The organism is Enterobacter sp. PL1 (assembly GCF_945957325.1).
GTDB lineage: Bacteria > Pseudomonadota > Gammaproteobacteria > Enterobacterales > Enterobacteriaceae > Enterobacter > Enterobacter roggenkampii.
Genome location: NZ_CAMFKT010000030.1, coordinates 17185 through 39115 on the forward strand (window position 1 = coordinate 17185; position 21931 = coordinate 39115).

The following is a 21931-nucleotide window of genomic DNA, read 5'->3' on the forward strand; positions in this document are numbered from 1 at the left end:
CCGACCTACAATGTTTGAGGATTTATGTAGGCCGGGTAAGGCGCAGCCGCCACCCGGCTTTATCCTACCAGACCCATATTTTGCTGGGCGTCACCACCGCCGGTAACGGCACATCCCATTTCTCCACCGGCAACGCCTCCACGCCCTGGCAATCATGCGCGTAGCCTACCGGCTGCAACCCATACTGCTGCCAGTTTTGTAGCGTTCTGTCGTAAAAACCACCGCCCATTCCCAGGCGCTGTCCCTGCTCATCAAACGCCACCAGCGGCGTAATCAGCACATCCAGCTGTGACAGCGGAAGCACGTCGCGCACGTCGAGTTTCGGCTCGGTGATTTTCAGACGATTCACCACCAGCTCGCTGTGCGGGTGATAGTGCAAAAAAAGCAGATTGCCTTCGCTGAACGGGTGCAGCACCGGCAGGTATACCTTCTTCCCGGCGCGCCAGAGCTGCTCTATCAGCGGTTGGGTGTCCAGTTCGCCGTCAAACGACAGAAACAGGGCAACCGTGCGCGCCATCACGACAGGGGGATACGCCATCATACGGGCGGCGGCCTGCTGGGCAAAATGCGCTTGCTGTTCTGGGGTTAACGCACGACGGCGTTGACGAATGAGCTGACGAATGTCCTGGCGTGAAGCTGAAACTTCAGGGAATTGAGTCATGGTAGTCGGTAGAAGAAAAGAGAGGGAATCTCCGAGATGCCGCCGCAGGCTGTAACCCTTGAACCCTTGGTTCAAGGTGAATGTGTCGTCATAGTTTTAAGGCTTCTCGGACGGACCGAGCATGCTCACCAACCATGGAGCGCCACATTCTTGTGGTATGAAATATCGGCTCAGGGGACTGGCCCGCTTGCGAACATCTCAGAGAAATTTTGTCTTCACAGTTACTCTACCATAGTCAACTGAGAAGTGTTATTCAAACTTGGGTCCCGGTCTTTCGGGATTGCGACCTTGATCAAGCAATGCTTGTTCTATGGTCTGCTGGAGCATTTTTATGCGCTGCTCCATGCTTGCCGCGTAGTCGCGGGTCTTCGCTTTTTCCTGAGTCAGTTCATAGCTGATGTTCAACGCGGCGATGAAAACCAGCTGCTCAGTATTTGTGACTCTAGTGCGTTCTTTTAGATCTTGCAACCGCTGATTCAAATCGTCCGCAGCCTGATTCAAAGCATCCCTTTGTTCAGGCGGACAATTCACTCGCAGTGAACGGCCAAAAATCTGGAGATCGACGGGTTGTGCAGACATGCCACCTTCCTGCTGATTGACTGCGCTGCCTTCGCTTACTGCCCCGGGGGCTGCGAAGGGGCGACACTATAGCTACCCTGATGTGAAGATACAAGCCCTTTTCTGGTATCACCAGGGTCCAAAGTGGTAGCATATCATGAAACTTCCCCCCAATGATGACGAATGCGCATGTCTATACAGAACGAAATGCCTGGTTACAAGGATTTAAACCAGTTACTGAACCAGCAGGGAGTCGGTTTAACCCCTGCCGAAATGCACGGTCTGATCAGTGGCATGCTGTGCGGCGGAAACAGCGACAGCTCCTGGCAGCCGCTGATCCACGACCTCACGAATGAAGGGCTGGCGTTTGGTCACGAGCTGGCGGAAGCGCTGCGTAAAATGCACGCCGCCATCAGCGATTCGCTGGAAGACGATGGCTTCCTTTTTCAGCTTTATCTGCCTGACGGCGACGACGTCAGCGTGTTCGATCGCGCCGATGCGCTGGCCGGCTGGGTAAACCACTATCTGCTGGGGCTGGGCGTCACGCAGCCTAAACTGGATAAAGTGACCGGCGAAGCGGGTGAAGCGATCGACGACCTGCGCAACATTGCCCAGCTTGGCTACGATGAAGACGAAGACCAGGAAGAGCTGGAAATGTCTCTCGAAGAGATCATCGAGTACGTGCGCGTGGCGGCACTGCTGTGCCACGACAACTTTACGCGCTCACAGCCGACCGCACCGGAAGTTCGTAAGCCAACCTTACATTAAGAAAAATAACGCACAGGAGGGTGTCATGGTTATCTCGAGTCAAGAGTATTCGCGCCGCCGTCAGGCGCTGCTGGCGAAAATGCAGCCGGGCAGCGCCGCGCTGATTTTTGCTGCGCCTGAAGTGACGCGCAGCGCTGACAGCGAATATCCCTATCGCCAGAGCAGCGATTTCTGGTACTTCACCGGCTTTAACGAGCCGGAAGCGGTACTGGTGCTGATTAAAAGCAATGACACCCACAACCACAGCGTGATTTTCAACCGCGTGCGCGACCTGACGGCCGAAATCTGGTTTGGCCGCCGCCTGGGCCAGGAGGCCGCGCCGGCGAAGCTGGGCGTTGACCGTGCGCTGGCGTTTAGCGAAATCAACCAGCAGCTCTACCAGCTGCTTAACGGCCTCGACGTGCTCTATCACGCGCAGGGCGAATATGCCTACGCCGATGAGATTGTCTTCACCGCGCTGGATAAGCTGCGCAAAGGCTCGCGCCAGAACCTGTCCGCACCGGCCACGCTGACGGACTGGCGTCCGGTGGTGCATGAGATGCGCCTGTTCAAGTCTGAGGAAGAGCTAAATGTGATGCGCCGCGCGGGCGAAATCAGCGCGCTGGCACACACCCGCGCCATGGAGAAATGCCGTCCCGGGATGTTCGAATACCAGCTGGAAGGCGAAATTCACCACGAATTTAACCGCCACGGCGCGCGCTATCCCTCCTACAACACCATTGTCGGCGGCGGCGAAAACGGCTGCATTCTGCACTACACCGAAAACGAAAGTGCGCTGCGCGACGGCGATCTGGTGCTGATTGACGCCGGTTGCGAATATCAGGGCTATGCGGGGGACATCACCCGTACCTTCCCGGTGAACGGTAAATTCTCGCCGGCACAGCGCGCGATTTACGACATTGTTCTCGAATCCCTTGAGACAGCGCTCAAACTGTATCGTCCGGGGACTTCCATGCAGGAAGTGACCGGCGAAGTGGTGCGCATCATGATTACCGGTCTGGTCAGGCTCGGGATCCTGAAAGGGGATGTCGACACCCTGATTGCTGAAAATGCGCACCGACCGTATTTCATGCACGGCCTGAGCCACTGGCTGGGGCTGGATGTGCATGACGTTGGCGCATACGGCACCGACCGTTCGCGCGTGCTGGAGCCGGGCATGGTGTTAACCGTGGAGCCGGGTCTCTACATCGCGCCGGATGCCGACGTGCCAGAAGAATACCGCGGGATTGGCATTCGTATTGAAGACGATATCGTGATTACCGAAACCGGTAACGAAAACCTGACCGCCAGCGTCGTGAAAAACGCTGACGATATCGAGGCGCTGATGGCAGCGGCGCGCGCATGAGCGTGATTATCGTGGGCGGCGGCATGACCGGGGCCACGCTGGCGCTGGCCATTTCGCATTTGACGCAGGGCCAGCTTCCGGTGCACCTGGTAGAAGCCGTTGCGCCAGAGGCGTCGAACCACCCCGGTTTTGATGCTCGCGCCATTGCGCTGGCGCAGGGCACCTGCCAGCAGCTTTCCCGCATTGGGATCTGGCAGGCGATTGCCGACCGTGCTACGGCGATCGGGACCGTTCACGTCAGCGATCGCGGCCATGCAGGCTTTGTCACGCTGGACGCGCAGGATTATCGGATTGATGCCCTGGGTCAGGTTGTTGAGCTGCACGACGTCGGATTACGTCTGTTCCGCCTGCTCCAGGACGCGCCGGGCGTCACGCTGCATTGCCCCGCGCGCGTGGCCAGCGTGAGCCGAAGCGAAGCGTCGGTCAGCGTGACGCTGGAAAGCGGCACCGTCCTTGAAGGCCAGCTTCTGGTCGCTGCGGACGGTTCGCGCTCGTCGCTCGGTACCCAATGCGGCGTGGAGTGGCGCCAGCAGCCTTACGGGCAGGTGGCGGTCATTGCGAACGTCTCTACCGCAGCTGACCACAACGGCAGGGCCTTTGAGCGCTTTACGCAGCATGGCCCACTGGCGATGCTGCCGATGTCGGACGGGCGCTGTTCCCTGGTCTGGTGCCATCCGCAGGATAAGGCTGAAGAGGTGAAGGCCTGGTCCGACGAACGTTTTTGTACCGAGCTGCAGAAAGCCTTTGGCTGGCGGCTGGGGCGTATTACCCATGCCGGCAAGCGGACGGTCTACCCGCTTTCGCTGACCACGGCGTCTCAGTCTGTCTCCCATCGTCTGGCGCTTGTCGGTAACGCTGCGCAGACGCTGCACCCCATCGCGGGGCAAGGTTTCAACCTTGGCTTACGCGATGTTATGAGCCTGGCCGAATCTCTGGCGCAGGCGTGGGGCGAGCAAAAAGACTGTGGGGCCTATTCGGTGCTGAGTCATTACCAGAAGCGCCGACAGGCGGATAAAGAGGCCACCATCGGTGTGACCGATGGTCTGGTTCATCTTTTTGCCAATCGCTGGGCACCGCTGGTTGCGGGTCGCAACCTTGGGCTGATGGCGATGGAATTATTCATTCCGGCACGTGACGTGCTGGCGCAGCGGACCCTGGGTTGGGTCGCGCGTTAAGGAGTTATCACCGTGCAAAATGTTGATGTCGCCATCGTTGGCGGCGGAATGGTTGGACTGGCATTGGCCTGCGGATTACAGGGCAGCAACCTGCGCGTGGCGGTGCTGGAGCAAAAGCAGCCTCAGCCCGTTGCACCGGATGCGCCGCCGGAACTCCGCGTCTCGGCGATCAATGCGGCCAGCGAAAAGCTGCTGACGCACCTTGGCGTCTGGGCAGATATTGTGGCGCACCGCGCCAGCTGCTATCACGGCATGGAAGTGTGGGATAAAGACAGCTTTGGTCATATTGCTTTTGATGATGAAAGCATGGGCTATAGCCATCTGGGGCATATCGTTGAAAACGCGGTGATCCACCACGCGCTCTGGCAGAAAGCACAGCAGTGCAGCGACGTGACGCTGATTGCGCCTGCGCAGATCCAGCAGGTGGCGTGGGGCGAAAACGAGGCGTTTATCACCCTGCAGAGTGGCGACATGCTGACCGCGCGTCTGGTGGTCGGTGCTGACGGTGCCAACTCCTGGCTGCGTAATAAAGCCGATATCCCGCTGACATACTGGGATTACCGCCATCATGCTCTGGTCGCGACGATCCGTACCGAAGAGCCGCACGGCGGCGTGGCGCGCCAGATTTTCCACAACGACGGCATACTGGCGTTCCTGCCGCTTGCCGATCCGCACCTGTGCTCAATTGTCTGGTCCCTGGTGCCGGAAAAAGCCCAGCAGATGCATGAGGCGACGCCGGAGGCCTTTAACCAGGCGCTGTGCGTGGCCTTTGATAACCGCCTTGGCCTGTGCACGCTTGAAAGCGAGCGTCAGGTATTCCCGTTAACCGGCCGCTACGCGCGCCAGTTTGCGGCGCACCGTCTGGCGCTGGTGGGCGATGCGGCGCATACCATCCATCCGCTGGCCGGGCAGGGCGTTAACCTTGGCTTTATGGACGCGGCGGAGCTGGTAGAAGAGCTGCGTCGCCTGCATCGTGAAGGCAAAGATATCGGCCAGCATCTCTACCTGCGTCGCTACGAGCGCAGCCGCAAGCACAGCGCGGCAATGATGCTGGTGGGCATGCAGGGCTTCCGCGAGCTGTTTGCCGGGTCAAATCCGGCGAAGAAATTGCTGCGCGACATCGGCCTTAAGCTTGCTGACACCCTTCCGGGTGTTAAACCCCAACTCCTCCGTCAGGCGATGGGTCTGAACGACCTCCCGGACTGGCTGCGTTAATGTAGACCCCTGTCACACTTTCTTTTCCCGGCCTCTGCGCCGGGGAAATTCCCTCGTTTGAAATATTCTAATTTCACATCATTTTTCGCATTAGATAATCTAATGTCGTGTTTTTCTCGTTACGGAAATTCGGCCCGTTTTTCCGCACGAAATATCACCATGTGCTAAATCCTGTTAGATCATTGTTAATTTTGTGCGGGGTTAATCGCATTTTTCCAGTGGATAACTCTGTAGGCTTTTCAGCGTTTTTTGGTCATAAGCTAATGTGATGACCTGTTTTGCCTTATGGTTAACCGCCGTTTTCGGTGGTAAGTTCAGGTAAAAGAGAACGTTTGCGTCGGTGCCCGAACGCGGGGCCGATACCGGGTTTCACGGTGAATTTTTCAACGAGGACAAGATGGCTCAACAGACTCCTTTGTACGAACAACACGTGTTGTGCGGCGCCCGCATGGTGGACTTCCACGGCTGGATGATGCCGCTGCACTACGGCTCGCAGATTGATGAGCACCACGCGGTGCGCACCGATGCCGGTATGTTCGACGTGTCCCACATGACGATTGTCGATCTGCGCGGTAGCCGCACCCGGGAGTTTTTGCGTTATCTGCTGGCAAACGACGTCGCCAAACTGAAGACGCCGGGTAAAGCGCTCTATACCGGCATGCTGAATGCCTCGGGCGGCGTGATTGATGACCTTATCGTCTACTACTTCACCGAAGATTTCTTCCGCCTCGTTGTAAACTCCGCCACCCGCGAAAAAGACCTCTCCTGGATCACCCAACACGCCGAACCGTATGCCATCGACATCACCGTCCGTGATGACCTGTCGCTGATCGCCGTGCAGGGGCCTAACGCGCAGGCGAAAGCCGCGTCTCTGTTCAACGATGAGCAACGTAAAGCCACCGAAGGCATGAAGCCGTTCTTCGGCGTGCAGGCGGGGGATCTGTTTATCGCCACCACCGGCTACACCGGTGAAGCGGGCTACGAAATTGCGATGCCGAACGAAAAGGCCGCTGATTTCTGGCGTGCGCTGGTGGAGGCGGGCGTGAAGCCTGCGGGCCTGGGCGCGCGCGATACGCTGCGTCTGGAAGCGGGCATGAACCTCTACGGTCAGGAGATGGACGAAGGCGTCTCTCCGCTGGCCGCCAACATGGGCTGGACCATCGCGTGGGAACCGGCTGACCGTGACTTTATTGGCCGTGAAGCGCTGGAGATGCAGCGCGAGAAGGGCACTGAACAGCTGGTTGGCCTGGTGATGAAGGAAAAAGGCGTACTGCGCGGCGAGCTGCCTGTACGTTTTACCGATACTGACGGCAATCCTCGCGAAGGCGTGATCACCAGCGGAACCTTCTCACCGACGCTGGGCTACAGTATTGCACTGGCACGCGTGCCGGCAGGCATTGGCGAAACGGCGGTGGTGCAAATCCGCAACCGCGAAATGCCGGTCAACGTGACCAAACCGATTTTTATTCGCGCCGGTAAGCCGGTCGCCTAACTATTTTTATCAGGAGAACTTCAATGAGCAATGTGCCAGCAGAACTGAAATACAGCAAAGAACATGAGTGGCTGCGTAAAGAGGCGGACGGCACTTACACCGTCGGGATCACCGAGCACGCGCAGGAGCTGCTGGGCGACATGGTGTTTGTTGACCTGCCTGACGTGGGCACGACCGTGAGCGCAGGCGACGACTGCGCCGTGGCGGAGTCCGTAAAAGCGGCATCAGACATCTACGCACCGGTAAGCGGTGAGATTGTTGCAGTCAACGACGCGCTGAGCGACTCCCCGGAGCTGGTCAACAGCGAGCCTTATGAAGGCGGCTGGATCTTCAAGATCAAAGCCAGCGACGAATCCCAGGTTGCCGCGCTGCTGGATGCGACCGCATACGAAGCATTACTGGAAGACGAATAACGTTGTGCCGGATGGCGCTGCGCTTATCCGGCCTGGAGATCAACGTAGGCCCGGTAAGCGTTAGCGCCACCGGGCAACAGCGTTACAGATAACTACGATTCACTGCACGTTTCAGGAACCATCGCTCATGACACAGACTTTAAGCCAGCTTGAAAACCGTGGCGCCTTCATTGAACGTCACATTGGGCCGGATGCTCAGCAACAGCAGGAGATGCTGAAGACGGTTGGCGCGGATTCATTAAACGCACTGATCGGCCAGATTGTGCCAAAAGACATCCAGCTTGCAACGCCGCCTCAGGTGGGGGAAGCCACCACGGAGTTCGCCGCGCTGGCGGAGCTGAAGGCTATCGCCGGCCTGAACAAGCGCTATAAGTCTTACATTGGCATGGGCTACACCAACGTGCAGCTGCCGCCGGTGATCCTGCGCAACATGCTGGAAAACCCGGGCTGGTACACCGCCTATACGCCGTATCAGCCAGAAGTGTCCCAGGGTCGTCTGGAAGCGCTGCTGAACTTCCAGCAGGTAACGTTGGATCTGACCGGTATGGATATCGCCTCCGCGTCTCTGCTGGATGAAGCGACCGCCGCCGCCGAAGCGATGGCGATGGCGAAGCGCGTGAGCAAGCTGAAAAATGCCAACCGCTTCTTCGTGGCGGCGGACGTGCATCCGCAGACGCTGGACGTGGTGCGCACCCGTGCGGAAACCTTCGGCTTTGACGTGATCGTCGACGACGCTGACAAAGTGCTGGATCACCAGGACGTCTTCGGCGTGCTGCTGCAGCAGGTGGGCACCACCGGCGAAGTGCACGACTACGGCGCGCTGATTGCCGAGCTGAAATCCCGCAAGGTGGTTGTGAGCGTTGCCGCCGATTTTATGGCGCTGGTGCTGCTGACGGCACCGGGCAAACAGGGCGCGGATATCGTATTCGGCTCTGCGCAGCGCTTCGGCGTACCGATGGGCTACGGCGGCCCGCACGCGGCGTTCTTCGGCGCGAAAGATGAATTCAAACGTTCCATGCCAGGCCGTATTATCGGCGTCTCCAAAGACGCTGCCGGTAATACCGCGCTGCGCATGGCGATGCAGACCCGCGAGCAGCATATCCGCCGCGAGAAAGCGAACTCCAACATCTGTACCTCACAGGTGCTGCTGGCTAACATCGCCAGCCTGTACGCCGTGTTCCACGGCCCGGCAGGCCTGAAACGCATTGCCAGCCGCATTCACCGCCTGGCCGATATCCTGGCCTGCGGCCTGCAGCAAAAAGGTCTTAAGCTGCGCCATGCCCACTACTTCGATACCCTGTGCGTGGACGTGGCGGACAAAGCCGCCGTGCTGGCACGCGCGGACGCGGCAAAGATCAACCTGCGCAGCGACATCCACAACGCCGTCGGCATTACGCTGGATGAAAGCACCACCCGCGACGATATCCTGAACCTGTTCAGCGTGCTGCTGGGTGACGCGCACGGTCTGGACATTGACGCTCTCGACAAAGACGTTGCGCTCGACAGCCGCTCCATTCAGGACAGCATGCTGCGTAACGACGCCATCCTGACGCACCCGGTCTTCAATCGCTACCACAGCGAGACCGAGATGATGCGTTACATGCACTCTCTGGAGCGCAAGGATCTGGCGCTGAACCAGGCGATGATCCCGCTGGGATCCTGCACCATGAAGCTGAACGCCGCGGCAGAGATGATCCCGATCACCTGGCCTGAATTCTCCGAGCTGCACCCGTTCTGCCCGCCGGAGCAGGCGGAAGGTTATCACGTGATGATTAACCAGCTTTCCGACTGGCTGGTGAAGCTGACCGGTTACGACGCGCTCTGCATGCAGCCGAACTCCGGCGCGCAGGGTGAATATGCGGGCCTGCTGGCAATCCGTCACTATCACGAAAGCCGCAACGAAGGCCATCGCGATATCTGCCTGATCCCAAGCTCCGCCCACGGCACCAACCCGGCTTCAGCCCAGATGGCGGGCATGGAAGTCGTGGTGGTCGCGTGCGATAAGAACGGCAACATCGACCTGGCTGACCTGCGCGCGAAAGCCGAACAGGCGGGCGACAAGCTCTCCTGCATCATGGTGACCTATCCGTCCACCCACGGCGTGTACGAAGAGACCATCCGTGAAGTGTGCGAAGTGGTGCACCAGTTCGGCGGTCAGGTATACCTCGATGGCGCGAACATGAACGCGCAGGTGGGCATTACCTCTCCGGGCTTTATCGGCGCGGACGTGTCGCACCTTAACCTGCACAAAACCTTCTGCATCCCGCACGGCGGTGGCGGCCCGGGCATGGGCCCAATCGGCGTGAAGGCGCACCTGGCACCGTTTGTCCCAGGCCACAGCGTTGTGCAGATCGAAGGCATGCTGACCCGTCAGGGCGCGGTCTCTGCGGCACCGTTCGGTAGCGCCTCTATCCTGCCAATCAGCTGGATGTACATCCGCATGATGGGCGCGGAAGGGCTGAAGCAGGCGAGCCAGGTGGCCATTCTGAACGCCAACTACATTGCGACCCGCCTGAAGTCTGCCTTCCCGGTGCTCTATACCGGCCGCGACGGTCGCGTGGCGCACGAGTGCATCCTCGATATTCGTCCGCTGAAAGAGCAGACCGGCATTAGCGAGCTGGATATTGCCAAGCGTCTGATCGACTACGGCTTCCACGCGCCTACCATGTCGTTCCCGGTTGCGGGCACGCTGATGGTGGAGCCAACGGAGTCCGAAAGCAAAGCCGAGCTGGATCGCTTTATCGACGCGATGCTGGCCATCCGCATGGAAATTGACCGCGTGCAGGACGGCGAGTGGACGCTGGAAGATAACCCGCTGGTCAACGCTCCCCATACCCAGCACGAGCTGGTGGCCGAGTGGAACCACGGCTATTCCCGCGAGCTGGCCGTCTTCCCGGCAGGCGTGGCGAACAAATACTGGCCGACCGTGAAGCGTCTCGATGACGTCTACGGCGACCGTAACCTGTTCTGCTCCTGCGTGCCGATGAGCGAATACCAGTAACATTGCTGATGTCGTAACGTAGGCCGGGTAAGGCGAAGCCGCCACCCGGCTTTTTTATTGGGAGAAGAAAATGGGCATTGCACTTGTGACCGGCGCCAGCCGGGGCATTGGGAAAGCCACTGCGCTGCAGCTGGCCCGCGAAGGCTACACCGTGGCGGTGAACTATCATCACAACATTAAGGCCGCAACGGACGTGATCAACCAGATTGTTGAGGCGGGCGGTAAAGCCTTTGCCGTTCGGGCAGACATCAGTGATGAAGCTCAGGTGCTGGCGATGTTTGACAGCCTCGATCGTGAAGGCGAGCCGCTGACCGCGCTGGTCAATAATGCGGGGATTCTGTTTGAGCAATCCACCATTGAGAATCTCTCCGCCGAGCGCATTAACCGCGTCCTGGCGACCAACGTCACGGGCTACTTCCTCTGCTGCCGGGAAGCGGTAAAACGCATGTCCTTCAAACATGGCGGCAAGGGCGGGGCGATAGTGAATGTCTCTTCCGCGGCGTCCCGCCTGGGCGCACCGGGGGAATATGTGGATTACGCCGCGTCCAAGGGGGCGGTGGATTCGCTGACAACCGGGCTGTCGCTGGAGGTGGCGGCGCAGGGCATTCGCGTCAACTGCGTCCGTCCGGGCCTGATCTATACCGATATTCATGCTTCCGGCGGAGAACCGGGGCGAGTGGACCGCGTGAAAGCGTTACTGCCGATGCAGCGCGGCGGCCAGCCGGAAGAGGTCGCCCAGGCGATTGTCTGGCTGCTGAGCGAAAAGGCGTCGTACGTGACGGGGAGTTTTATTGAGTTAGCGGGCGGGAAATAAGCCGGGTGGCGGCCCGGCCTCCTATTCGTGTAGGCCCGGTAAGCGCAGTGCCACCGGGCAAAAAATCACAGCGCCTCGCCGTTGCTGGCAATCACGCCTTTATACCACTCGAAGCTCTTCTTGCGGGAACGCGACATGTCGCCCGTGCCATCGTCGTGCTTGTTCACGTAGATAAAGCCGTAGCGCTTGCTGTACTGGCCGGTGGTGAACGACACGCAGTCGATACAGCCCCATGGCGTATAGCCCATCAGATCGACGCCATCGTGGGTGACGGCTTTGATCATCTCCTCCACGTGGGCACGCAGGTAGTCGATGCGATAGTCATCGTTGATGCTGCCGTCTTCTTCCACCTTGTCGTAGGCACCGAAGCCGTTTTCAACGATAAACAGCGGCTTCTGGTAACGCTCGTACAGTTCGCACAGAGAATAGCGCAGGCCCACCGGGTCAATCTGCCAGCCCCAGTCGGACGCCTTCACGTGCGGGTTCGGCACGCTGCCTTCGAAGCCGGAAATGGCATCGCCGGTGCCGCCTTCCGCCTTCACCGCGTTGGTCATGTAGTAGCTGAAGCCCAGGTAGTCGCAGGTGCCTTCGCGCAGGATCTGCTCGTCACCCGCTTCCATTTTGATGGAGAAGCCACGACGCTCCCATTCGTTCAGCACGTAGGACGGGTAGTAGCCGCGCAGCTGGACGTCGGTAAAGACGTAGCGCTCGCGCATGGACTCCTGGGCGAACATCACGTCTTCCGGTTTGCAGGAGAACGGATAGAGCGCCACCATCGCCAGCATGCAGCCGACTTTCATCTCCGGGTTGATGCGGCGCGCGGCTTTCACCGCCAGGGCGCTGGCCACAAACTGGTGGTGCAGGACCTGGTACATGGTCTCTTCCGGATTTTCATGTTCCGTATAGACCACGCCCGAGCAGCAGTAGCCGAAGAGCGGGGCGCGCCAGTTACGCTGGTTGTTGATTTCGTTGAAGGTCATCCAGTATTTGACCTTGTTTTTGTAGCGCTCGAAGACCACTTCCGCGAAGCGTACAAAGAAATCGACCACTTTACGGTTGGTCCAGCTGCCGTACTCCTTCACCAGGTGCAGCGGCATTTCGAAGTGGGAGAGGGTGATCACCGGTTCGATGTTGTATTTCAGCAGCTCATCGAACATGTCGTCGTAAAACTTCAGCCCTTCTTCGTTTGGCTGCGTTTCGTCACCGTTCGGGAAGATACGCGTCCAGGCAATCGAGGTGCGGAAACACTTGAAGCCCATCTCGGCAAACAGCTTGATGTCTTCCTTGTAATGGCCGTGGAAATCAATCGCTTCATGGTTGGGATAGTATTTTCCCGGCACCACGTCCTGCGTGATTTCGCGCGGCACGCCGTGTGCGCCGCCCGTTAATACGTCGCAAATGCTTGGCCCTTTGCCGCCTTTGTTCCAGCCGCCTTCAACCTGGTGAGCGGCAACCGCGCCACCCCATAAAAAATCTTTTGGTAAGGTCAATTTTTTCATCGCTGCTATTCTCAATAAATGGCTTATTGGCATCGAGTCTAGCAAAGCGAAATTAAATGTCACGATATAACAAATTGGGCATAATGTGATTTGTCACATCAAAAAAACAGGATGTTTTATTCTGCAAGTTTCTTCGCCAGCTTACGGCCGAGAGATTCCAGAATATAGATGACGGGAATTTGCGTGGTGATATCGTAGACGCCTGCAATACGCGTCTGGGGAACGTGCCAGGAGAGATTAAAGTCCGCCAGTTTTGCGAGACGCGAGTGCTCGTGGCTGGTAATGGAGAGCACCTTGCAGTGATGCAGGCTAAACTGGCTGGCGAAGCGCAGGATCTCCTCGGTCTCACCCGAGACGGAGAGCACAATCGCCAGCGCATTTTTCGCCATGTCATTGGTGACCGGGAAATAAGGGTCATCAATATGGTTACTGAATTTTCCGATATTAGAAAAGAAACGTGCGCCATATTTTGCCAGCGAGCCTGACGTTCCTGCGCCGACAAATATAATGCGTTCCGACGATAAAATAATATCGACCGCATTATCTAATAACGCGTCGAACTCTTCATTATTTACGCTTTTAAAGAAGCTGATAATTTCGCTGGCGCCAAAGTTCGCCTGCTGGGGTTCATTCTGCTCGAGATAGAGCTTAAAGCGCACGCGAAACTCCGAGTAGCCTTCGCAGTTAAGCTTGCGGCAAAAGCGCAGGATAGTGGTCGTCGAGACACCCGCCGCATCCGCCAGCTCGCGGATGGTCATGTACATGACTTTGTCACGGTTTTTAATGACATAGTTGTAGACCATCATCTCCAGGTTATTGAGACTGGCAATGGCGGAGTGGGTGAACATACTCACAATGGCATAACTCTTATTCAGACCTCATGTATCCATCATAACATGCGGCCAGACGGCAGGATCCATTTTTATGCTCTTGATTCTTAATGGTTAAATTTTAATGTGAACAAATGTTAGGTGAAAAATTCATTTATACCTATGATTTTTAGGTATAAATCCGGAAGTGAAATTATTTTAGCTAACAGGTGTTCACTGGAATCATTCTCAGTTAGCATAGTGATGCGATGAATAATCATCTTTTGTTTTCCCGGAGTTTTGTATGGTGAGCAGACCATTAATCGCACAGGGATATTCGCTGGCTGAGGAAATAGCCAACAGCATCAGCCACGGCATTGGCCTGGTGTTTGGGATTGTCGGTTTAGTGTTATTGCTGGTGCAGGCGGTAGACGCCGATGCCAGCGCGATGGCGATTACCAGCTACAGCCTCTATGGCGGGAGCATGATCCTGCTGTTTCTGGCCTCGACGCTGTATCACGCGATCCCGCATCAGCGGGCCAAGATGTGGCTCAAGAAATTTGACCACTGCGCTATCTATCTTCTCATTGCAGGTACCTATACGCCGTTTCTGCTGGTGGGGCTCAACTCACCGCTGTCGCGCGGGCTGATGATCGTTATCTGGAGCCTGGCGCTGCTCGGGATCCTGTTTAAGCTCACCATCGCGCACCGGTTTAAGGTGCTGTCGCTGGTCACCTATCTGACCATGGGCTGGCTGTCGCTGATCGTGGTGTACCAGCTGGCAATCAAACTGTCGATAGGGGGCGTAACGCTTCTGGCCTTAGGCGGCGTGGTGTATTCGCTCGGCGTCATTTTCTACGTCTGCAAGCGCATTCCGTACAACCATGCCATCTGGCACGGCTTTGTGCTGGGCGGCAGCGTGTGCCACTTTTTGGCGATTTATTTGTATGTGGGGCAGGTGTAGTTTTTCGTCGGGTGGCGGCTTCGCCTTACCCGACCTACGGGATAAGTAGGCCCGGTAAGCGCAGCGCCACCGGGCGATACAGCATCACTCTTCCAGAGAATACGGCAGCGGCTCGATGCTCAGCGTGTTCACATCGTCACGCACGCGGAACACGCTGTCAGATTCCATGTCGTTGTTCATAACGGCCTGCACCAGAAGACGTCCATCATCCAGCTGTACGGCGGCTAATACGGTGCCGGTACGGCGCCAGTTTTCACCCATCTTCAGCTCTAAATCTTCACCCGCTTCAGGGACGCGGCTGGCATGTCCCGCCAGCGTCCACAGCGCGCGTTTGTTTGCCCCGCGGAATTTTGCTCGTGCGACCATCTCCTGGCCGGTGTAGCAGCCTTTTTTAAAGCTGATGCCGCCCAGCGCCTGTAAGTTCGTTGCCTGAGGAATAAACTGCGCGCTGTTTGCAGCGTCAATGATCGGCAGACCCGCTTCGATGTTCAGCGCCAGCCACTGCTGGCTGTTGTTGAGCTGCGCTTCGCCGCGCAGCGCTTCGGTCACGCGTTCGGCAGTTGCCGCATCCGTGACTAACAGGAAACGCTCCGCCGGGTGTTCAAACCACAGGATTGAGGTGGCGCCTTCGCTGACGAGCTGCTTTTCGGCATCCGGCAGTTCGCTGAACAGGTTTTTCAGCGCCGCACGCGCCTGGAAGCCGGCCACACCCAGCAGGACATGTTCGTCGTCTGCGGCAATGGTGACTTTGGAAAAGACCGCGTATTTTTTCAGCTCTTTGAGCTGGGCGTCTCGCAGGCTGCGGCGCTCAATAAAGGCAAAGCCGTCCTGACGGCGGAACAGACGCAGGTTGCTCCACATTTTGCCTTTTGGATCGCAATGGGCGGCCAGCAGGTGCTGGTGTTCGGTCATCTGGCTGACGTCGGCGGTCACCTGGCCCTGCAGATATTTTTCGGCGTCGGCACCGGTGAGCGTTGCCAGCGCCCAGTCATCAAGAGAAATAAGCGTCAGCGGCAGACGCGCAGAGGCGGCGGGCTGGCGAGGAGAAAATGGTGTAAAGGCCATAACGATATCCTGAATTGCTTAACGCTTTGATAATGCCTAATGGTAAAAGAGCCTGCAGGCAATGCAAGCGCTTTCAACAGGCCATTTGTGCCATAAATCGGTTCTGCGTAGCGCCACGCAAAATAGTGTAATCCGCTGTGTTTGTAGGGATTATTCTGGAAGCCTGCTCGTTGATCGCAATATTCCAGTAATGAAACGGTCAAAAACACGTTACACTAGCTGGTGTCCCCGCAGAGAAATAAAGAACACCGAATGGGGTACCGACTGTGCCAAACGTAATGCAGGAAACTGAACATGGATATTAACAACAAGGCCCGTATTCACTGGGCGTGCCGTCGCGGCATGCGTGAACTTGATATTTCCATCATGCCTTTCTTCGAATATGAGTATGACACCTTAAGCGACGACGATAAGCGTCTGTTTGTCCGCCTGCTTGAGTCTGACGATCCGGATTTATTCAACTGGCTGATGAACCACGGCAAACCCGCCGACACCGAGTTGCAACGGATGGTGCAATTAATTCAAACACGGAATCGGGAACGTGGTCCTGTGGCAATCTGATCTTCGCGTCTCGTGGCGCTCGCAGTGGATGTCTTTATTGCTCCACGGCCTGGTTGCGGCCTTTGTGTTACTGATGCCGTGGCCGCTGAGCTATACGCCGCTGTGGCTGCTGCTACTTTCGTTTGTCGTTTTTGACAGCGTACGCAGCCAGCGTCGCATTAATGCCCGTCAGGGAGAGATTAAATTACTGATGGATTCCCGCCTGCGCTGGCAGGGTAAAGAGTGGGATATTCTTGGTATGCCCTGGATGCTCAACTGCGGCATGATGTTACGGTTACGCAAGGTGGACGGCGGGCGTTGCCAGCATCTGTGGCTGGCGGCTGACAGTATGGATGCTGCCGAGTGGCGAGACCTGCGCCGGATGCTGTTGCAACAGACGACGCAGGGGTAATACGCGTTAGCTAAACTTTTCTGCCATTTCGCCGAGAATCTGCTCGCACCAGGTTTGCAGACGTTCATCGCTAAGATCGTACTGGTTGGTTTCATCCAGCGCGAGCCCAACAAACAGCTCGCCGTCGGCAATAATCGGCTTTTTACTGGTGAACTCGTAACCTTCGGTTGGCCAGTAGCCGATGAACGATACCCCTTTCGGCGCCAGCTTGTCGTGCAGCATGCCGAGCGCGTCCAGGAACCACTCCCCGTAACCCAGCTGATCTCCCATGCCGTACATGGCAATGATCTTGCCGTCGAGATTGACTGAATCGAGTTGATCCCAGATGGCTTCCCAGTCTTCCTGTATCTCACCAAAATCCCAGGTTGGGATGCCCAGGATCAGCACATCGTACTGTTCCATCAGCGCGACCGCGTCATCTTTCAGGTTATGCAACGTCACCAGTTCCGGACCAATGATGTCGCGAATTTTCTCTGCCGCCATTTCGGTGTAGCAGGTGCTGGAACCATAGAACAGACCAATATTCATCGCGTAACTATCTCAATTCTTGCGTTGACTTTGCGCGTAGTGTACCAGAAACCGGTCACAATCAGGCATAATGGCCTGACTGCAGAATCAAAGGGGCTGATGTGGAAAAGGATCTCGCACTCGTTGAACAGTTTCTCGACGCGCTGTGGCTGGAAAAAAATCTGGCCGAGAATACGCTCAGCGCCTATCGGCGCGATCTTACCATGCTGGTGGAGTGGCTGGCCCGTCGGCAGCTCTCGCTGGCGAGCGCGCAAAGCGACGACCTGCAGGCGCTGCTCGGTGAACGTGTAGAAGGGGGATACAAAGCCACCAGCTCTGCGCGCTTGCTCAGCGCCATGCGTCGGCTTTTCCAGCATCTCTACCGTGAGAAGATCCGCGAAGACGATCCCAGCGCGCTGCTGGCATCCCCTAAGCTCCCGCAGCGGCTGCCGAAAGATCTCAGCGAAGCACAAGTTGAGAGATTATTACAGTCACCGGCTGTTGACCTGCCGCTGGAGTTACGCGATAAAGCGATGCTTGAGCTATTGTATGCTACCGGCCTGCGCGTTTCGGAGCTGGTTGGCCTGACGATGAGCGACATCAGCCTGCGTCAGGGCGTGGTGCGCGTCATCGGTAAAGGAAACAAGGAAAGGCTGGTTCCGCTGGGCGAAGAGGCGGTTTACTGGCTGGAAACGTATCTGGAGCACGGTCGCCCGTGGCTGCTCAACGGCGCGTCTATCGACGTTCTGTTTCCGAGCCAGCGCGCACAGCAGATGACGCGGCAAACGTTCTGGCATCGCATCAAGCATTACGCCACACTGGCCGGTATCGACAGTGAAAAGCTTTCGCCGCACGTATTGCGTCATGCCTTCGCGACGCATCTGCTCAACCACGGCGCGGATTTACGCGTGGTGCAGATGCTGCTGGGACATAGCGATCTTTCCACGACGCAAATTTACACCCATGTCGCGACGGAACGCCTGCGGCAGCTACACCAACAGCACCACCCTCGTGCGTGAGTGCCGACGAATTGTAACAGGATCAACTATGAAAAAGAGTTTCGCGCTGTTCACCCTGCTGGCAGCCTCCTTCACCGGTTTCGCCCATGCTGACGACGCCGCTATCAAACAGTCGCTCGCTAAGCTTGGCGTCACCGGCAGCGATATTCAGCCAGCACCGGTCGCCGGGATGAAAACGGTACTGACCAACAGCGGCGTGCTGTACGTCACCGAAGACGGCAAACACATTATTCAGGGGCCGATGTACGACGTGAGCGGCGCGCAGCCGGTCAACGTGACCAACCAGCTGCTGATGAAAAACCTGAACGCGCTCGAAAAAGAGATGATCGTCTATAAGGCGGCGCAGGAAAAACACGTTATTACCGTCTTCACCGACATCACCTGCGGCTACTGCCACAAGCTGCATGAAGAGATGAAAGACTACAACGCGCTGGGTATTACCGTGCGTTACCTGGCCTTCCCGCGCGCGGGCGTGAAGAGCCAGCCGGAGCAGGACATGAAGGCCATCTGGTGTGCAAAAGACCGCAATAAAGCGTTTGACGACGCGATGAACGGCAAAGGCGTTAAGCCGGCCTCCTGCGATATTGATATCGCTAACCACTACGCGCTGGGCGTGCAGTTTGGCGTGAGCGGTACGCCAGCGATTGTCCTGAGCAACGGGTACGTCGTTCCGGGCTATCAGGGACCAAAAGAGATGAAAGAGTTCCTCGACGCGCACCAGAAACAGGTTAGTGGTAAATAATCCGCGTGAAAGCCCCGATAAAATTGCGCCGCCGCGAGGCGGTTGAACCGATTGATTTGCCGGACGATCTCCCGCCGCTGCTGAAGCGCCTCTACGCCAGCCGCGGCGTGCGTCGTGCTGAGGATCTTGAACGTAGCGTAAAAGGGATGCTGCCCTGGCAGCAGCTGAACGGCATCGAAAAAGCCACTGAAATGCTCTACAACGCCCTGCGTGAGAACACGCGTATTGTGGTAGTAGGGGATTTCGATGCCGACGGCGCAACCAGCACTGCGCTGAGCGTGCTCAGCCTGCGCGCGCTGGGCTGCGATAACGTCACGTATCTGGTGCCGAACCGTTTTGAAGACGGCTACGGACTCAGCTCGGAAGTGGTCGATCAGGCCCACGCCCGCGGTGCGCAGATGATCATGACCGTCGATAACGGGATCTCTTCCCATGCGGGGGTCGATCATGCCCACGCGCTGGGGATCCCGGTGCTGGTTACCGATCACCATCTCCCCGGTGAAACGCTGCCTGCCGCCGACGCGATTATTAACCCCAACCTGCGCGACTGTGATTTTCCGTCGAAATCCCTCGCGGGCGTAGGCGTGGCGTTTTATCTGATGCTGGCGCTGCGTACCCTGTTACGCGACAAGGGCTGGTTCGACTCCCGCGGTATTGCCGTACCAAACCTGGCCGAATATCTCGATCTGGTGGCGCTGGGTACCGTCGCGGACGTGGTGCCGCTCGATACCAATAACCGTATTTTGACCTGGCAGGGCTTGAGCCGTATCCGGGCGGGCAAGTGCCGTCCGGGGATCAAGGCGCTGCTGGAAATTGCCAACCGCGACCCGCTCAAGCTGGCGGCAAGCGATTTGGGCTTTGCGCTCGGGCCGCGCCTGAATGCGGCCGGAAGACTGGACGATATGTCCGTTGGCGTCGCGCTGCTGCTGTGCGACAACCTCGGTGAGGCGCGCGTGCTGGCCAACGAGCTGGACGCCCTGAACCAGACACGTAAAGAGATTGAGCAGGGAATGCAGGCCGAAGCGCTGACCCTGTGTGAAAAGCTTGAACGCAGCGGCGACACGCTGCCGGGCGGCCTGGCGATGTACCATCCCGAGTGGCATCAGGGCGTGGTCGGCATTCTGGCGTCGCGCATTAAAGAGCGCTTCCACCGCCCGGTGATCGCCTTCGCCCCCGCGGGCGACGGCACGCTGAAAGGCTCTGGCCGCTCGATTCAGGGCCTGCATATGCGCGACGCGCTGGAGCGTCTCGATACGCTGTATCCGGGCCTGATGATCAAGTTCGGCGGCCATGCGATGGCGGCAGGCCTGTCGCTGGAAGAGGCGAAATTCGACGAGTTTCAGCGCCTGTTCGGCGAGCTGGTCACCGACTGGATTGACCCGGCCCTGCTGCAGGGGGAAGTGGTGTCCGATGGCGAGCTTTCACCGCTTGAGATGACGATGGACGTGGCGCAAATGCTCCGCGATGCCGGTCCATGGGGGCAGATGTTCCCGGAACCGCTGTTCGATGGCCGTTTCCGCCTGCTGCAGCAGCGCATCGTCGGCGAACGTCATCTGAAGGTTATGGTTGAGCCGGTCGGCGGCGGCCCGCTGCTGGACGGCATTGCCTTTAACGTTGACACGGCGGTATGGCCGGACAACGGCGTGCGCGAGGTCGAGCTGGCGTACAAACTGGACATCAACGAGTTTCGTGGTAACCGCACCCTTCAGATCATCATCGACAATATCTGGCCAATTTAGCGGCAGTAATCTCTATAAAAAAGGGCGTGGATTCGGTACAATCCCGCTCTTATCACCGCATTTTGACAAGTCCATAAAAGAAAACAGACCATGTTTGAAATTAATCCGGTAAAAAACCGTATTCAGGACCTCACGGAGCGCTCTGACGTTCTTAGGGGGTATCTTTGACTACGATGCCAAGAAAGAGCGTCTTGAAGAAGTAAACGCCGAGCTGGAACAGCCGGACGTCTGGAACGAACCTGAACGCGCACAGGCGCTGGGTAAAGAGCGTTCCTCTCTCGAAGCTATCGTAGATACGCTGGATCAAATGGCCCAGGGGCTGGAAGATGTTCCCGGTTTGCTGGAGCTGGCCGTCGAAGCCGACGACGAAGAGACCTTTAACGAAGCCGTAGCAGAACTCGACGTGCTGGAAGAGAAGCTGGCGCAGCTTGAATTCCGTCGCATGTTCTCCGGCGAATACGACAGCGCTGACTGCTATCTCGATATTCAGGCAGGTTCCGGCGGTACCGAAGCGCAGGACTGGGCCAGCATGCTGATGCGTATGTATCTGCGCTGGGCCGAAGCGCGCGGTTTCAAAACCGAAATTATCGAAGAGTCTGAAGGTGAAGTGGCCGGTATTAAATCCGTCACCATCAAGATCATCGGTGATTACGCCTACGGCTGGCTGCGCACTGAAACCGGCGTTCACCGCCTCGTGCGTAAGAGCCCGTTCGACTCCGGTGGCCGTCGTCATACCTCCTTCAGCTCCGCGTTTGTTTACCCGGAAGTTGATGAAGATATCGATATCGAAATTAACCCGGCGGACCTGCGTATCGACGTTTACCGCGCATCCGGCGCGGGCGGCCAGCACGTTAACCGTACGGAATCTGCGGTGCGTATTACCCACATTCCAACCGGGCTGGTAACGCAATGCCAGAACGACCGTTCCCAGCATAAGAACAAAGACCAGGCCATGAAGCAGATGAAAGCGAAGCTTTATGAGCTGGAGATGCAGAAGAAAAATGCTGAGAAACAGGCGATGGAAGACAACAAGTCTGACATCGGCTGGGGCAGCCAGATCCGTTCTTACGTCCTTGATGACTCCCGCATCAAAGACCTGCGTACCGGGGTTGAAACCCGCAACACGCAGGCGGTGCTGGACGGCAGCCTGGACCAATTTATCGAAGCAAGTTTGAAAGCAGGGTTATGAGGAA

The 21931-nt window shown here is 57.5% G+C and carries 21 protein-coding genes and 1 other RNA gene; 15 read left to right on the plus strand and 7 right to left on the minus strand.

Annotation, left to right across the window (positions count from 1 at the left end; genetic code table 11):
* Nucleotides 1-64: 64 nt before the first annotated feature.
* From N6P30_RS20855 to zapA, 3 genes are all read right to left on the minus strand, one after another.
* Nucleotides 65-661: a 5-formyltetrahydrofolate cyclo-ligase gene (locus N6P30_RS20855; RefSeq protein WP_025912458.1), complete on the minus strand. Its 597-nt coding sequence runs from the start codon at nucleotides 659-661 to the stop codon at nucleotides 65-67.
* 24 nt (nucleotides 662-685) lie between these two features.
* A non-coding RNA gene (ssrS, locus tag N6P30_RS20860) (6S RNA) lies at nucleotides 686-869 on the minus strand.
* Between the two features lie 41 nt (nucleotides 870-910).
* Nucleotides 911-1240 carry a cell division protein ZapA gene (zapA, locus tag N6P30_RS20865; protein WP_006811891.1) on the minus strand — a complete coding sequence of 110 codons (330 nt, stop codon included), beginning with the start codon at nucleotides 1238-1240 and terminating at the stop codon, nucleotides 911-913.
* Between the two features lie 168 nt (nucleotides 1241-1408).
* Here zapA and N6P30_RS20870 point away from each other — a divergent pair, with 168 nt between their 5' ends.
* From N6P30_RS20870 to N6P30_RS20905, 8 genes are all read left to right on the plus strand, one after another.
* Nucleotides 1409-1987 carry a YecA family protein gene (locus tag N6P30_RS20870; protein ID WP_025912457.1) on the plus strand — a complete coding sequence of 193 codons (579 nt, stop codon included), beginning with the start codon at nucleotides 1409-1411 and terminating at the stop codon, nucleotides 1985-1987.
* A 31-nt stretch (nucleotides 1988-2018) separates the two neighbouring features.
* Complete coding sequence (gene pepP, locus N6P30_RS20875) at nucleotides 2019-3332, plus strand: Xaa-Pro aminopeptidase (RefSeq protein WP_086538466.1); 1314 nt, start codon at nucleotides 2019-2021, stop codon at nucleotides 3330-3332.
* On the plus strand, nucleotides 3329-4507 hold the full coding sequence (gene ubiH, locus N6P30_RS20880) for a 2-octaprenyl-6-methoxyphenyl hydroxylase (RefSeq protein WP_023294514.1): 1179 nt from the start codon (nucleotides 3329-3331) through the stop codon (nucleotides 4505-4507). Before pepP ends, ubiH begins: the two co-directional genes overlap by 4 nt.
* A gap of 12 nt (nucleotides 4508-4519) precedes the next feature.
* Nucleotides 4520-5722: an FAD-dependent 2-octaprenylphenol hydroxylase gene (gene ubiI / locus N6P30_RS20885; protein ID WP_023294513.1), complete on the plus strand. Its 1203-nt coding sequence runs from the start codon at nucleotides 4520-4522 to the stop codon at nucleotides 5720-5722.
* 397 nt (nucleotides 5723-6119) lie between these two features.
* Complete coding sequence (gcvT, locus tag N6P30_RS20890) at nucleotides 6120-7214, plus strand: glycine cleavage system aminomethyltransferase GcvT (RefSeq protein ID WP_023294512.1); 1095 nt, start codon at nucleotides 6120-6122, stop codon at nucleotides 7212-7214.
* Nucleotides 7215-7237: 23 nt separating this feature from the next.
* Complete coding sequence (gene gcvH / locus N6P30_RS20895) at nucleotides 7238-7627, plus strand: glycine cleavage system protein GcvH (RefSeq protein ID WP_008499718.1); 390 nt, start codon at nucleotides 7238-7240, stop codon at nucleotides 7625-7627.
* A gap of 127 nt (nucleotides 7628-7754) precedes the next feature.
* Complete coding sequence (gcvP, locus tag N6P30_RS20900) at nucleotides 7755-10628, plus strand: aminomethyl-transferring glycine dehydrogenase (protein WP_023294511.1); 2874 nt, start codon at nucleotides 7755-7757, stop codon at nucleotides 10626-10628.
* 70 nt (nucleotides 10629-10698) lie between these two features.
* A complete protein-coding gene (locus tag N6P30_RS20905) occupies nucleotides 10699-11442 on the plus strand; it encodes an SDR family oxidoreductase (RefSeq protein ID WP_021242055.1) in 744 nt (247 codons plus the stop codon).
* Between the two features lie 65 nt (nucleotides 11443-11507).
* On the opposite strand, the gene bglA is transcribed toward N6P30_RS20905, so the two are convergent.
* Nucleotides 11508-12941: a 6-phospho-beta-glucosidase BglA gene (gene bglA / locus N6P30_RS20910; RefSeq protein ID WP_023294510.1), complete on the minus strand. Its 1434-nt coding sequence runs from the start codon at nucleotides 12939-12941 to the stop codon at nucleotides 11508-11510.
* A gap of 116 nt (nucleotides 12942-13057) precedes the next feature.
* Entirely contained in the window at nucleotides 13058-13789 is a 732-nt protein-coding gene (locus N6P30_RS20915) for a MurR/RpiR family transcriptional regulator (protein WP_008499714.1), read from the minus strand.
* A gap of 265 nt (nucleotides 13790-14054) precedes the next feature.
* Between N6P30_RS20915 and trhA the strand changes: the two genes are divergently transcribed.
* Nucleotides 14055-14714 carry a PAQR family membrane homeostasis protein TrhA gene (trhA, locus tag N6P30_RS20920; RefSeq protein WP_008499713.1) on the plus strand — a complete coding sequence of 220 codons (660 nt, stop codon included), beginning with the start codon at nucleotides 14055-14057 and terminating at the stop codon, nucleotides 14712-14714.
* 84 nt (nucleotides 14715-14798) lie between these two features.
* On the opposite strand, the gene ygfZ is transcribed toward trhA, so the two are convergent.
* Complete coding sequence (ygfZ, locus tag N6P30_RS20925) at nucleotides 14799-15779, minus strand: tRNA-modifying protein YgfZ (RefSeq protein WP_023294509.1); 981 nt, start codon at nucleotides 15777-15779, stop codon at nucleotides 14799-14801.
* A 294-nt stretch (nucleotides 15780-16073) separates the two neighbouring features.
* On the opposite strand from ygfZ, the gene sdhE reads away from it, so the two are divergent.
* Complete coding sequence (sdhE, locus tag N6P30_RS20930; RefSeq protein WP_006178375.1) at nucleotides 16074-16340, plus strand: FAD assembly factor SdhE; 267 nt, start codon at nucleotides 16074-16076, stop codon at nucleotides 16338-16340.
* Nucleotides 16321-16731, plus strand: coding sequence for a protein YgfX (locus tag N6P30_RS20935; protein WP_021242050.1), 411 nt, complete (start codon nucleotides 16321-16323; stop codon nucleotides 16729-16731). Before sdhE ends, N6P30_RS20935 begins: the two co-directional genes overlap by 20 nt.
* Before the next feature lie 6 nt (nucleotides 16732-16737).
* Here N6P30_RS20935 and fldB read toward each other — a convergent pair whose 3' ends face one another.
* Complete coding sequence (gene fldB, locus N6P30_RS20940; protein ID WP_008499710.1) at nucleotides 16738-17259, minus strand: flavodoxin FldB; 522 nt, start codon at nucleotides 17257-17259, stop codon at nucleotides 16738-16740.
* Between the two features lie 101 nt (nucleotides 17260-17360).
* Here fldB and xerD point away from each other — a divergent pair, with 101 nt between their 5' ends.
* From xerD to prfB, 4 genes are all read left to right on the plus strand, one after another.
* The gene (gene xerD, locus N6P30_RS20945; RefSeq protein WP_008499709.1) at nucleotides 17361-18257 is read left to right on the plus strand and encodes a site-specific tyrosine recombinase XerD; all 897 of its coding nucleotides are present in this window, start codon (nucleotides 17361-17363) and stop codon (nucleotides 18255-18257) included.
* Between the two features lie 28 nt (nucleotides 18258-18285).
* Nucleotides 18286-18999 (plus strand): bifunctional protein-disulfide isomerase/oxidoreductase DsbC, encoded by a 714-nt coding sequence (gene dsbC, locus N6P30_RS20950; RefSeq protein ID WP_023294508.1) that lies wholly within the window; start codon nucleotides 18286-18288, stop codon nucleotides 18997-18999.
* Between the two features lie 5 nt (nucleotides 19000-19004).
* On the plus strand, nucleotides 19005-20738 hold the full coding sequence (gene recJ, locus N6P30_RS20955) for a single-stranded-DNA-specific exonuclease RecJ (protein ID WP_023294507.1): 1734 nt from the start codon (nucleotides 19005-19007) through the stop codon (nucleotides 20736-20738).
* Nucleotides 20739-20828: 90 nt separating this feature from the next.
* A protein-coding gene (gene prfB / locus N6P30_RS20960; protein WP_123277556.1) for a peptide chain release factor 2 occupies nucleotides 20829-21927 on the plus strand; the annotation gives its coding sequence in 2 pieces (ribosomal slippage) (nucleotides 20829-20903 and nucleotides 20905-21927; 1098 coding nt in all).
* The last annotated feature ends 4 nt before the right edge of the window (nucleotides 21928-21931 follow it).

Bases quoted from the DNA above. Each gene is read 5' to 3' on its own strand.
- N6P30_RS20870 (WP_025912457.1), top strand. From the start codon at position 1,409: ATGTCTATACAGAACGAAATGCCTGGTTACAAGGATTTAAACCAGTTA.
- sdhE (WP_006178375.1), top strand. From the start codon at position 16,074: ATGGATATTAACAACAAGGCCCGTATTCACTGGGCGTGCCGTCGCGGC.
- N6P30_RS20905 (WP_021242055.1), top strand. From the start codon at position 10,699: ATGGGCATTGCACTTGTGACCGGCGCCAGCCGGGGCATTGGGAAAGCC.
- bglA (WP_023294510.1), bottom strand. From the start codon at position 12,941: ATGAAAAAATTGACCTTACCAAAAGATTTTTTATGGGGTGGCGCGGTT.
- dsbC (WP_023294508.1), top strand. From the start codon at position 18,286: ATGAAAAAGAGTTTCGCGCTGTTCACCCTGCTGGCAGCCTCCTTCACC.
- N6P30_RS20855 (WP_025912458.1), bottom strand. From the start codon at position 661: ATGACTCAATTCCCTGAAGTTTCAGCTTCACGCCAGGACATTCGTCAG.
- gcvH (WP_008499718.1), top strand. From the start codon at position 7,238: ATGAGCAATGTGCCAGCAGAACTGAAATACAGCAAAGAACATGAGTGG.
- zapA (WP_006811891.1), bottom strand. From the start codon at position 1,240: ATGTCTGCACAACCCGTCGATCTCCAGATTTTTGGCCGTTCACTGCGA.
- gcvT (WP_023294512.1), top strand. From the start codon at position 6,120: ATGGCTCAACAGACTCCTTTGTACGAACAACACGTGTTGTGCGGCGCC.
- N6P30_RS20915 (WP_008499714.1), bottom strand. From the start codon at position 13,789: ATGTTCACCCACTCCGCCATTGCCAGTCTCAATAACCTGGAGATGATG.
- ygfZ (WP_023294509.1), bottom strand. From the start codon at position 15,779: ATGGCCTTTACACCATTTTCTCCTCGCCAGCCCGCCGCCTCTGCGCGT.
- trhA (WP_008499713.1), top strand. From the start codon at position 14,055: ATGGTGAGCAGACCATTAATCGCACAGGGATATTCGCTGGCTGAGGAA.
- fldB (WP_008499710.1), bottom strand. From the start codon at position 17,259: ATGAATATTGGTCTGTTCTATGGTTCCAGCACCTGCTACACCGAAATG.
- ubiH (WP_023294514.1), top strand. From the start codon at position 3,329: ATGAGCGTGATTATCGTGGGCGGCGGCATGACCGGGGCCACGCTGGCG.
- gcvP (WP_023294511.1), top strand. From the start codon at position 7,755: ATGACACAGACTTTAAGCCAGCTTGAAAACCGTGGCGCCTTCATTGAA.